General features: G+C 72.9%; 7 protein-coding genes. 6 read left to right on the forward strand and 1 reads right to left on the reverse strand.

All coding sequences use genetic code 11. The annotated features are described in order from the left end of the window. Positions 1 to 240 precede the first annotated feature (240 nt). The 6 genes from AOK09_RS24315 (at position 241) to AOK09_RS24340 (ending at position 10999) form a co-directional block, all read left to right on the forward strand. Entirely contained in the window at positions 241 to 1644 is a 1404-nt protein-coding gene (locus tag AOK09_RS24315; RefSeq protein WP_055589375.1) for a SpoIIE family protein phosphatase, read from the forward strand. Between the two features lie 152 nt (positions 1645 to 1796). After that, positions 1797 to 4568 carry a helix-turn-helix transcriptional regulator gene (locus AOK09_RS24320; protein ID WP_055589376.1) on the forward strand — a complete coding sequence of 924 codons (2772 nt, stop codon included), beginning with the start codon at positions 1797 to 1799 and terminating at the stop codon, positions 4566 to 4568. Positions 4569 to 4901: 333 nt separating this feature from the next. Then, the gene (gene alsS / locus AOK09_RS24325) at positions 4902 to 6584 is read left to right on the forward strand and encodes an acetolactate synthase AlsS (RefSeq protein WP_055589377.1); all 1683 of its coding nucleotides are present in this window, start codon (positions 4902 to 4904) and stop codon (positions 6582 to 6584) included. A gap of 298 nt (positions 6585 to 6882) precedes the next feature. Beyond that, positions 6883 to 8100 carry a PP2C family protein-serine/threonine phosphatase gene (locus tag AOK09_RS24330; RefSeq protein WP_055589378.1) on the forward strand — a complete coding sequence of 406 codons (1218 nt, stop codon included), beginning with the start codon at positions 6883 to 6885 and terminating at the stop codon, positions 8098 to 8100. 145 nt (positions 8101 to 8245) lie between these two features. Next, a complete protein-coding gene (locus tag AOK09_RS24335; protein ID WP_245687456.1) occupies positions 8246 to 9547 on the forward strand; it encodes an alkaline phosphatase in 1302 nt (433 codons plus the stop codon). Positions 9548 to 9760: 213 nt separating this feature from the next. Beyond that, entirely contained in the window at positions 9761 to 10999 is a 1239-nt protein-coding gene (locus tag AOK09_RS24340; protein WP_245687457.1) for a hypothetical protein, read from the forward strand. Between the two features lie 272 nt (positions 11000 to 11271). On the opposite strand, the gene AOK09_RS24345 is transcribed toward AOK09_RS24340, so the two are convergent. Continuing rightward, on the reverse strand, positions 11272 to 11891 hold a 620-nt coding region (locus AOK09_RS24345; protein ID WP_157876019.1), incomplete at its 5' end, for an MFS transporter.

Raw genomic sequence — 11891 nt, forward strand, 5'->3', positions numbered from 1 at the left:
TAAGAGACAGGTCCCGTCCTGCCCCCGGCCGTTTCCACGGAAGCCGCCCGGGACATCTTCCACACCGCGGAGACACTGGTCGACAGGGCCGTACCACGCCTGGCCGACCTGGCCACGGTCGAGGTCTCCGAGCTTGCCCTGCGCGGGGAGGCGGCCCCGTCGGGCCCGTGGGACATCCATGCCGCCTTCCGCCGCGCCGCCTTCCGGGCGGTCCCGCTCGCGGCCGGTGGAGCCGCGTACATGATCGGCGAGGTGAGCCGGCTGCCGTCCAAGACCCCGTACCTCAAGAGCGTCCGTGATCTGCGGCCCCGGGTCGTCCAGGAGCTGAGCCCACAGCCGCACTGGCTCGCGCGGGATCCGGCCCGGGCGCGCTGCATCGCCGAGGGCGGCATGCAGTCCATGATCGTGGTGCCCCTGGCCGTCGACGGGGCCGCGCTCGGACTGGTGACCCTGTACCGGCGCGCCGGCTCGCCGCCCTTCGGGGCGGAGGACGTACGGGTCGCCGGCGCCCTCGCGGCGCGCGCCGCCCGGTGCCTGGAGCTGGTACGCCGCTGCGCCCAGGAGAAGTCCCTGGGCCGGGTCCTGCAGCATGCGCTGCTGCCGGAGGAACTTCCCGAGGTCAGCGCGGTGGAGGCCGCCCATGGGCAGGTCTCACCCGACGGCTCCCCCGGGGCGTGGTTCGACGCCGTCCCGCTACCGGGTGCACGTATCGCGCTGGTGGTGGGCGTCGCCCACGGCGAGGGACTGCTCGCCGCAGCCTGGATGGGCCGGATGCGGGCGGTGATCAGGGCGCTGGCAGCGCTGGACATGGAACCGTCCGAGCTGCTGGCCAGGGCGAACGCGGCGGCAGCGAACGAGCGGTCCTCCTCCGACTGGGACACCGTCGCTCCGGACGGCGCCCAGGAGAGCGGCGACCACTGCCTGTACCTGCTCTACGACCCGGCGACCAGGCACTGCGCCATCTCCCGTGCGGGCGCCGTGGACGTCCATGTGATCGCCACGGACGGGACCGTGACCACCCCCGAAGTCGCCGCCCATCCCGCACTGGGCGCGTCGGACCGCCTCTTCGAGACCACCGAGTTCGACGTCTCCCCGGGCACCACCCTGCTGCTCAGCAGCCACGGCCCCGGCCCGGAACCGGAGTCGCCGGAGCCCTCGCAGCTCCAGGCGGCCGCGGAGTGGCCGGGCGGGCCGGTCGACGAGAACGTCCTGGTGGACCGGTTGCTCACCGAGGACAGCCCGGCGCTGCTGCTCGCCCGCACCCAGGCCCTCGCGGACGACGACGTGGCCAGCCTCCCCATCCCGCACGACCCCGCGGCCGTGACCGAGGCACGCAACTGGACGCGACGGCAGCTGGCGGCGTGGACGCTGGACCGCCTGGACGCCAGCACCACCCTGGTGGTCAGCGAACTCGTCACCAACGCCATCCGTTACTCCAGCGGTCCGGTGGAACTGCGTCTCATCCGGGACCACATGCTCATCTGCGAAGTGGCGGACACCAGCAGCGCCGCCCCGCATCCGCGGCACCCCGACGTCAGCGACCCGTCGGGCCGTGGGCTGTGCATCGTCGCCCAGCTCACCCGGTCGGTGGGGACCCGCTACACCCCGACCGGGAAGATCGTCTGGACGGAGCAGTGCCTATGAGTCCGGTCCGTCCCCCGGGCCGGACCAGGGATCCGGCCCGGGGCAGGGCGAACACCGGGGATGCCGCGCCCACGGCGAAGCCCCTCACCCCGGGGCGCCCGGGCCCCCTGACAGGGAAAGCGCGCGCCGCAGGGCGCGGGTAGATTGGCAGCATGCTGCTGCCGGGCGGTCCTGCGGTGTTCCTGGGCCGGCGCGCCGAATGTGCGTTGTTCGACCGATGGCAGGACGCTGTCAGGTCCGGTCGGGGTGGCGCCCTCGTCGTCCTCGGCGAGCCCGGTATCGGCAAGTCCGCGCTGCTCGACCACATGGCTTCCACCGCGGCCGGCTTCCGGGTGGTGCGGGCCGCGGGTGTCGAAGCGGAGGCGGAGCTGCCCTTCGGGGTGCTGCACCAGGTGTGCGCACCGCTGATGACCGCGCTGGAGCGCCTGCCCGAACCGCAGCAGAACGCCCTGGCTGCGGCGTTCGGGCTGCGGACGGGTCCGGCGCCCGACCGTTTCATGCTGGGCCTGGCCGTGCTGGGCCTGTTGTCCGAGGCGGCCACCCGCCAGCCGGTGATCTGTGTGATCGACGACGCCCAGTGGCTCGACTCCGGTTCGGCCCAGGCGCTGGCCTTCGTCGCGCACCGCGTCGGCGCGGAACCCCTCGGCCTGGTCTTCGCCACCCGCGGCCCCGTCACCGAACTGGAGGGGTTGCAGGAGATGGTGCTCACCGGGCTCGGCCCCGGCGACTCCCGCGCCCTGCTGCACACCGCTCTGTACGTGCCCCTGGACGAGCGCATCGTGGAGCGGATCGCCGCGGAGGCCCGGGGCAATCCGCTGGCCCTGCTGGAACTGCCCAAGACCTGGACGGCCGCCCAGTTCGTGGGCGGCTTCGGCCCGACGGCCCACGAGGCGCTGCCGACGCGGATCGAGGACAGCTTCCTCAGCCGGGCTCTCAACCTTCCACCGGCCACCCGGATGCTGCTCCTGGTGGCCGCCTCGGAGCCGACCGGCGACTCGGCGCTGCTGTGGCGCGCGGCCGGCCGGCTGGGGATCGGGCCGTCGGCCGCGACGGCGGCCGAGACCGACGGGCTGCTGTCCATCGGCACCCAGGTGGTCTTCCGTCATCCGCTGGTGCGGTCGGCCATCTACCGGGCGGCCTCGCCGTCGCAGCGAAGGGCCGCGCACCGGGCGCTGGCCGACGCCACCGGCCCCTCGGACCCGGACCGGCGTGCCTGGCACGACGCCCAGGCCGCCAGCGGCTTCGACGAGGAAGCCGCAACGGAGCTCGAAGGGTCGGCTGACCGGGCCCTGGCGCGCGGCGGGCTCGCCGCCGCAGGGGCGTTCCTGGAGCGGGCGGTCGAGCTCACCGCCGACCCCGCCCTCATGGCGGAGCGTGCGCTGCGCGCAGCGCGCGCCAAACAGCAGGCCGGGGCGTACGACAGCGCCCTGCACCTGCTCGCCGTGGCCGAGCAGGGACCTGCGGACGCACTGCGGGCCGCCAACAGTGAGCTGCTGCGCGGGCAGATCGCCCTCGCCCAGAGTTTCGGCGGCGGCGCCGCCGCCGCACTGCTGTGTGCCGCCCGCCGCTTCGAGTCCATAGATGCCTCCAGGGCCAGGGACGTCTATCTGCAGGCTCTGGCAGCGGCAGTGCTCGGCGGCCGGCTGGGCGAGGAGGGCATGGTCGAGGAGGTCGCCCGCAGCGCCCGCCGGGTTCCCCCTCCGTCGGTGCCGCGCGCGCCCGATCTGCTGCTTGACGGGTTGACACTCCTGATCACCGAAGGCCGCGACGCCGCGGTGCCGCTGATGCGCAGAGCGGTGTCGGCGTTCACCACCGAGGAACTGGCCCCCGAGGAGGAGCTGTACTGGCTCTGGCTGGCCGGCCACTGCGCGGGGCTGCTGTGGGACGAGCATGCCTGGCAGCTGCTGTCCTCGCGGCTGCTGCGGTGCTGCCAGCAACGGGGGGCGCTCAGTATTCTTCCGATCGCCGCAGCCACCCGCTCCGGGCTGCACCTGCTGAGCGGGGAACTCGTGCAGGCCGCGTCGCTGGCCGAGACGACCGCCGACGTCTTCGCGATGACCGGGGCGGGCCCGGTGGCCTACGCGGAGGTGGGCGTGGCGGTCTTCCGCGGCCGGGCGGAGGAGGCCCTCGCGGCGATCCGCACCGCCACCCGGGACGCGACGGTCCGCGGCGAGGGCATGGCGCTGACCTATCTGCGCTGGGGTGCCGCCGTGCTCCACAACAGCATGGGCCGGTACGACCTGGCGCTGGACGCCGCCCGGCTGGCCGGGGCCGACTCCAGCCTCCAGCGGATGCGCAACTGGGCGCTGTCGGAACTCGTCGAGGCGGCCGTGCGCAGCGGACACCCGGAACTGGCCGACGAGGCGCTGCAGGAGCTGTGCCGGGCGACCAGCCACTGCTCCAACCCCTGGGCCGCGGGGCTCCAGGCGTACTGCCAGGCCCTGCTGGCCACCGGCGCGGACGCCCAGGATCTCTACCGCACCGCTCTGGACCAATTCGAGCACACCAGCCTCCATGCCGAGGTGGCGCGCACCCACCTTCTGTACGGGGAGTGGCTGCGGCGCGAGCGCCACCACGTCGAGGCACGGGACCACCTGCGTGAGGCCCACGAGATGTTCCTGCGGTTCGGCATGGAGCGTTTCGCCGACCGTGCCCGCAACGAGCTGTCAGCGGCCGGTGAACCCACCAGCAGGCGCCCCTCCCGCCTCGACGAGCAGCTCACCACACAGGAGCGACGGGTGGCGATGCTGGCCGCCGAGGGAGCCACCAACGCGGAGATCGCCTCCCGACTGTTCATCAGCGCCAGCACGGTCGACTATCACCTGCGCAAGGTCTTCCGGAAGTTCAAGGTCACCACGCGTACTCAGCTCGCCCGGTTGCTGCAGGAGAGCCAGCCGGCGCCCGAGGACACGGATCCGGCCTGACGCCGCGCCGCCGGCAGGACTACGCGTTCACGTGGTGCCGTCGTGCTGGGGCGCCGCCTAGCGTTGCAAGTGATCCGGTGGAGGAGGAGCAGCCGGCGGCACACAGCCGGCTCTGCCCCCCACGCCGCACCGCTGAAGGCGGGCGTACCGCCTCGGTCCCGCCCGTGCCCACGCGAGGGGACCTCAGCACCGTGGGCGAACCGGGTGGTGGTCCGGTCCCGGCCGAGTGCCGGGCGCCGACCGCCCCCGACCGGCGCCAAGGCGTCACCATGCGCGCAGCGACCGCCTCCTGTGGTTGCGCGACCCCCACCAGCAAGAGAGGCGGTGGGCCCCATGTCCACCCCACCTGTCAGCGCGGCCCAGCTCATGGGCGAGACACTGGCCAAGTACGGCGTGCCGTACGTCTTCAGTGCCCCCGGTGCTGTCTTCGACACCGTCCATGACGCCCTGGCGGCCGGCGGCCTGGGACTGGTGGTCTGCCGCCACGAGCAGAACGCGGCCCTGATGGCCTCCGCCGTGGGGCTGCTGACCGGCGCCCCCGGGGCTGTCCTGGTCACCTCGGGAACCGGCACCACCGACCTGATGACCGCTCTGCTCACGGCGACGACCGAGCAGCACCCGGTGATCGCCCTGCACAGTGCCGTACCCCGCCGGGACCGCTCCGGTGGGACCCTTCGGTCGATGAACGACCTGGCCGCACTGCGGCTGGTCACCACCTACACCGACGCGGTGGACGACCCCGACGAGGTCCCCGAGGTCATCGCCAACGCCCTCCGTACGGCGGTCACCCCGCCCCGCGGGGCGGCCGCGGTGGTGCTGCCCGCCGCCCTTGCGTCCGCGCCCACATCCGCGGGCGTCGTCCAGCCGCACATACCGCCCTCCTCCGGCCCGGCTCCCGCCGAGTACATCCACCGTGCCGCACAGATCATCCGCACCGCGCGGCGACCCGTCCTGCTGGCCGGGCTGCGCGGGGCGGAACGCCGGGCGTGCGATGCGCTTCGCCAACTGATCGGTACCACAGGCCTGCCGGTGGTGGAGACCTTCCAGGCGGCGGGTGTCGTCCCACGCGCACTGGAGGAGCAGTACGGCGGCCGGGCCGGCCTCTTCCGCAACCAGCCCGGAGACGTCCTGCTGGCCCACGCCGACGTCCTGGTCACGGTCGGCTACGACCCCATGGAGTACGACCCGAGCCTGTGGAACACCGACCCGGCCCGTACCGTCATCCACATCGACGCGCTGCCCGCCCGGATCAGCAGGCGCTACCAGCCCGCTCTGGAGCTGCGGGGCGATGTGGCCGCGACGCTCAGCGAGCTCGCGGACGCACTGGCCGGGCTGCCGATCGGCGACCGCACCCGGGAGGCGGTCGCGACACAGCGTGCCGCCCTGGCCGCCATCGACCAGGAGGCCCGGGAGGCCCCGCCCACCGCTGCCGGACTCAGCCCCGCCGCGGTGGTCATGAAGATCGCCGACCTCGTGGACGACCAGGCCACCGTGGTCTCCGACCTGGGCCCGCACCTCTTCACGGCCCGTCACCTCCGCGGTCACCAGCCGCGGCACGTCCTGCTCTCCAACGGCCGGCACCCCCCGGGTGTCGCCCTGCCGAGGGCGATGAGCGCCGCGCTGCTGCGGCCGGGGACGCAGGTGGTGTCCGTCTCGGGAGAGTGCGGCTTCCTCTCCACCGCGTCGGAGATGGAGACCGCCACCCGCCTGGGCCTGCACATCACCCAGGTGGTCATGCGGGACAACTCCTACGACATGGTGGCGTTCCAGGAGCACCTCAGATACGGCAGGCCCACCGGAGTCCGGCCCGGTGACTACGACATGACCCTGTACGCCGGCGCGTTCGGCGCCCGAGGGGTGCGGACCGAGTCCATCGGCGCCTTCGAGGCCGAACTACGCAAGTCCCTTGACCCGGGCGGACTCTGCGATCCCGGTATCACCGTGATCGACGTCCCGGTCGACTGCGCCCACATCACAGAACTCTTCGCCCAACTCCACGACGGGATCCCCGAATGACGGACCGACGACGGCAGCCCCCGGCGCAGCCGGCTCCCCACGGTTGCGCCGGTGGAACGGTCCCGCCGGAGCCGACCGGCTCCGGCGGGGCCACCAGGGCCCACCGCCGCCACAGTCACCGCCTACGCCACGGTCCGCAGGCAGCGCGGGCACACCCGCCCGATCCTCCGCCGGCCCCTCCACGCCCGACCAGCCGCACGCAGGCAACACGAGGGACACCGATGACCGGAGCTGTCCACCGACGCCGTCCGGCCCTGCGACCCGGCCCGTCCCCCCACGTACGCAGCAGGAGACTCCCATGACGACGCACACCCCCGTCACCAGAGGCGCCGGCTGCGCCGCGACCCTCCGCGGACTCGCCGTGGCCTTCTCCAAGGTCCGGCTGCGCTCGCTCCTGGCGGTCGGCGTCGCCTCGGCCGCCCTGCTCGGCATCACCTTCGGAGGCGTGGTCATCCCCGGGGACATGCACCTGGAGGCGCTGCTGGTGACGGTGCCGGCCCTCACCGCGGCGGCGGAGAAGGCGCGCACCACGATCGGCATGACCGTGCTGGCCTGTCTGGGCGTGCTCGCCATCGACATCGACGTCGGTCTGCGCAACTCCCCGACCCTGCCGATCGACGTCGCGGTCCTGCTGGTCGTCTGTGTGCTGGTGCTGGTGCTGCGGCGCATGCGGGAGACGGACCACCGGCTGCTCCGCGCCGTCCGCTCCGTCTCGGAGACGGCCCAGCGGGCACTGCTGCCGCCGTTGCCCAGCCGTGTGGCGGGTCTGGAGATCGCCACCGCCTACCGCTCGGCCGACGCCCATGCGCACATCGGCGGAGACGTGTACGCCGCCGAACGTGTCGACCACACGGTACGGCTGCTGATCGGTGACGTACGCGGGCACGGCCTGGCAGCGGTGGACGAGGCGGCGGCCGTCATCGGCTGCTTCCGTGAAGCCGCGCACCGCGACGGACGGCTGGAGCACCTCGCGCTGTCCCTGGACGCCAGCGTGCGCCGCCGTCTCGACCTCGCCGCCCAGTCCGACAGCTGCGCCGCCGAGCGGTTCATCACCGCGCTCATCCTGGAGATCCCCGACGACCTCGCCGTCGTCCGCGTGATCAGCTGCGGTCACCCCGACTCGATGCGCTCCCACGGCTCGGCCGTGGACCTGCTGGAAGCGGCGCAGCCGGCACCACCGCTCGGCCTCGGCTGCACCTGCGGCCAGCCGGTCTACCGGGTCGACACCTTCGCCTTCGAGCCGGGGGACACCCTGCTGCTGCACACCGACGGCCTCCTGGAGGCCCGCGACCAGACCGGCGCCTTCTACCCCGCGGTGGACCGCTTCGCGCTGCTCGCCGCGGACGAGCCGCACCGCCTGATCGAGCGTCTCATGAGCGACCTGACCGTCCACGCCGACGGGGAGGTGCGGGACGACGTGGCCATGGTCGCGGTGCGCCGCCGGGCCGCACCGCCCACGGAGGGCTCCGACGAGGACGCTGCCGCAACCGGTTGCACCGCTGCCGGCTCCGGCTGACGCTCTGACCGGGTCTTGTTCACCGGGAAGGGGTGATCCCGTCGGGTGACGGCCATCCGTTCTTCGTCGGCGTTCTTTCTAGTACTCCTAAAGTCCCGGGCCAGGCAGGGCAAAACCTCGCCCAGCACATGGCAAAGAGTGAACTATGGAGGACCTTGTGTCCCTGCGCGTGAACAAGGCCCGGCGCCTGGCGGCCCCGGCGGCTGCTGCCGCCGCCGCCGCGGTGGTGACGATGGTGGTCAACCCGACGCTGGGTGCCTCGGCCTCGCCCTCCCACGAAACGGGCAAGAAGCCGGTCGCGAAGAACGTCATCTTCATCAACGGCGACGGCATGGGCGCCGCGGCCCGCCAGGCCGCCCGCCTGCACCTGGCCGGTCTGGGCGGCCAGCTGGGGATGGACAAGCTCCCGGTCTCCGGGCAGCTGACCACCGACCCGGACGACCCCAAGGCCGTGATCACCGACTCCGCCGCCGCGGCGACCGCGTGGGCCACCGGTGAGAAGACCTACAACGGTGCGATCAGCGTCGACGTGGACGGCAACCCGCTGGCCACCCTCGGCCAGCAGGCCAAGGCCGCCGGCAAGGCCACCGGTCTGGTGACCACCGCTCAGGTCACCGACGCGTCCCCGGCCGCCTTCTTCTCCAACACCGCCAACCGGTCGGCCCAGGACGAGATCGCCCGCCAGTACATCGAGGTCAGCAAGCCTGATGTGATCCTGGGCGGCGGCGAGGACTGGTGGCTGCCCGCGGGCAACGCCGGCGCCTTCAAGGACCAGCCCGCGGAGGACCCGTCCGAGGCGAGCAAGGGCACCAAGGGCAACCTGATCCAGCAGGCGCAGAAGGCCGGCTACACCTACGTCTCCGACGCGGGTCAGCTCGACCGCGCCAAGGGCGGCAAGCTGCTGGGCCTGTTCGCCAACGAGGAGATGTTCCAGCAGCGCGCCGAGGGTCAGGGCGACGTGTACAGCCCGGTGGTCGGCCTGTCCACCATGACCAGCAAGGCGCTGAGCACGCTCGACAAGAACAAGAAGGGCTTCTTCCTCATGGTCGAGGAGGAGGGCGTGGACGAGTTCGCGCACTCCAACAACGGCACCCGGGTCCTGCAGTCCATGCAGGAGCTGGAGAAGGCGGTCGCCGTGGCCCGCGCCTATGTCGCGACCCACCCCGACACCCTGCTGGTCGTCACCGGCGACCACGAGACCGGCGGCCTGGCCGTGGAGGAGGCCGACTCCTCCGACGAGTCCGGCGACGGCATCTCGGCCGAGGACGGTCCGTTCACCATCCACGGCAGCGACAAGTCCTTCTACATCGACTGGACCACGTCCGGCCACACCGGCGTCGACGTGCCCGTCACCGCTGAGGGTCCGCTCTCCGACCGCTTCACCGGCAAGCACGCCAACACCTACGTCCACGAGGTGCTGCGGCAGGCCCTGACCTCCGGTCGCTGATCCGCACGGCCGAGTGACCACTCCGAAGGGGCGCCGCGATCTGCGGCGCCCCTTCCGGTCGGCCCGGGGACCCGGCCCGGAACCGGCATCACGGAACGGCTCCGGGCATCCGGCGATGCCACGGTAACGATCATCCAAAGCCAGCTTGTGCGAACTCCCGTTCGGTAGTACATGTGACGCTTCAATGATCAACCGAAGATGAGAGCCGGTACCTTGACCTCCAGATCCGCCGCACCCGGAGAAGAACCGCCGTCCCTGCCGGACGACCTCTGGGAGCAGTTCAACCGCGACACCGAAGCGGACATCCGCGCCAGTGCACCCAAGGAACCCTCCGCCCGGGCCCGGATGGTCACCGAGCGGCTGCGCCTGGAGGACGAAGCGGCGGCGAAGGCGGCCAAGGCGGCGAAACGCTCGAAGTTCGGCCGCAAGCCCAAGGCGCCGGCCCTGCCCGACGGCTGGCGCACCGGGCCGGCATGGCGGGAGATGGAGGGCGGCAAGCCGCGCGGCCGCAAGATCCTGGGGCTGCTCGGCGTCGTCGTGGCGGTGGCGCTCGTCCTGGCCGCGCTGAACCCGCAGGGCGTCCGGTCCGTTCTCGCCGGTCACGGCTGGGGCACCTCGGCCTCGTCCGCTCCGCTGCCGCCGGAGACCGCCGCCCCCACCGCGGCGCCGTCCTTCGCGGCCACCCCCGACACGCCCACCCTGCACCGGCCGTTCGCCGGCTCGCCCGCCGAGCAGTACGCCGACGGCGCGGACGGCATCGTGCTGCCCGCGGCCAGGGCGGTCGGCACACGCAGCAAGGCGGAGGTCGCCAAGGCGCTGCGGATGACGAAGGACTTCCTCGTCGCGTCCAACCTCGACCCGTCCGTACTCGCCGGCGCCACACCCCAGAAGGCCCTCGACCTCATCGACCCCACGGCGACGGGTATGCGGGAGGTGGCACGCACGTACCTGGCCCACCCGAGCGACCGCCACGACCCCCTGACCCTGTTCAGCCGGTTCGACCCCCGCCAGGTGCGGGTGGTCGGCTCCGTCGTCAAGGTGCGTGGCCATATGACGCTGAGCAAGGGCAGGTACGGCGGCGCCCGGATCGTCGCCGACTACACCTTCGTCTATCCCCTGACCCGGGTGCGGCAGCAGGAGAACGCCGCGGCTGAGGTCGTCCGGACCATCGCCCGACGCAAGGTCACCTTCGAACTCCTGGACCCGCAGCGCTATCGCGTCACCCGCGGGACCCTTCCGCTGATCACCTGGGAGTCCGACCTCGGCAACACGGCCTGCGGAATCAACGACGGCTTCTTCCACCCGCAGTTCAACACGGATCCCGAGCCGAGCCCCTCCGGCAGCGCGACCCCCTCCGTGGTCCCGTCCGGCCCTGCCATCGACCCCTACGACCGCAGCAAGCCGATCGGCACGGGCCGCTCCGGCACCTGCGGATCCCTGAGCCGCACCTGAGCGCTGTACACCCGATCGCCCGGGGTGTGTGCGGGACAGACTCGGGGTGGGGGCGTGGAAACCCACGCCACCACCCCCCTCCCGCCGGTCGACCGGCCAACTCAGGCCGGTCAAAGCGACGCAATGCCGCTTTGACCGGCCTGATCGCTGTGGCGGACGTGGTGCGGGAGACTGGCCCCGGTCGGCGGGGGGTGATCCGATCCCCTGTCGGTCAATCAGCCCGGTTCGCGATCCCGCGGCGTTCGGACGCGGTTACTCCTTGCGGATCCGTGTCAGGGGTCGGGCGTGCATCGGTCGGCGGCCAGGGCGAGGGTGGTGGCGGCGGCGGAGACGGCGGCCAGGGCGGCGAACAGGTGCGGGTAGCCGCCGAGAGGTGGCGCGAGAGCCGTACCGGCCCACGGGGCGAGGGCGCCGGCGATGGTGACCGGGGCGGCGAGCAGGGCGGAGAGACGCCCGTAGCGGGCGGTGCCCCAGCGGTCGGTGACGGCGGTGGCCTGCAGGAGGGTGAGGTTCCCTCGGACCGTGCCGGCCAGGACGGACAGGGCGATCAGCAGGGGGACCGGGCCGGGGACGGCGGCGAGCAGAGCGGTGGTCATCCCGCCGGCGGTGATCAACGTGGCCGTGCGGGCCCGGATGCCGGAACGGGCGGCGAGGCCGGTGTACAGGGTGCGGCCCAGGGTCTGGCCGAGGCCGCCGAGCCCGAGGGCCCATGCGGCGGTGCTGGGGCTGGCGCCGCGCGCGAGGAGCAAGGGGACGAGCCCCATGACGACCGCGTAGAGGGCGAACGCGGACAGGGTGAGGGCTGCCGCGAGCAGGAGGAAGGGCCGGCTTGCGGGCACCGAGGCGCGGCTGCCTGTTTGGGCGCGGCGCGGCGTGGCGGGGGCGGGCGGCC

Origin of the sequence: Peterkaempfera griseoplana (genome assembly GCF_001418575.1) — a bacterium.
Classification (GTDB): domain Bacteria; phylum Actinomycetota; class Actinomycetes; order Streptomycetales; family Streptomycetaceae; genus Peterkaempfera; species Peterkaempfera griseoplana.

Bases quoted from the DNA above. Each gene is read 5' to 3' on its own strand.
- alsS (WP_055589377.1), top strand. From the start codon at position 4,902: ATGTCCACCCCACCTGTCAGCGCGGCCCAGCTCATGGGCGAGACACTG.
- AOK09_RS24335 (WP_245687456.1), top strand. From the start codon at position 8,246: ATGGAGGACCTTGTGTCCCTGCGCGTGAACAAGGCCCGGCGCCTGGCG.
- AOK09_RS24320 (WP_055589376.1), top strand. From the start codon at position 1,797: ATGCTGCTGCCGGGCGGTCCTGCGGTGTTCCTGGGCCGGCGCGCCGAA.
- AOK09_RS24315 (WP_055589375.1), top strand. From the start codon at position 241: ATGATCGGCGAGGTGAGCCGGCTGCCGTCCAAGACCCCGTACCTCAAG.
- AOK09_RS24330 (WP_055589378.1), top strand. From the start codon at position 6,883: ATGACGACGCACACCCCCGTCACCAGAGGCGCCGGCTGCGCCGCGACC.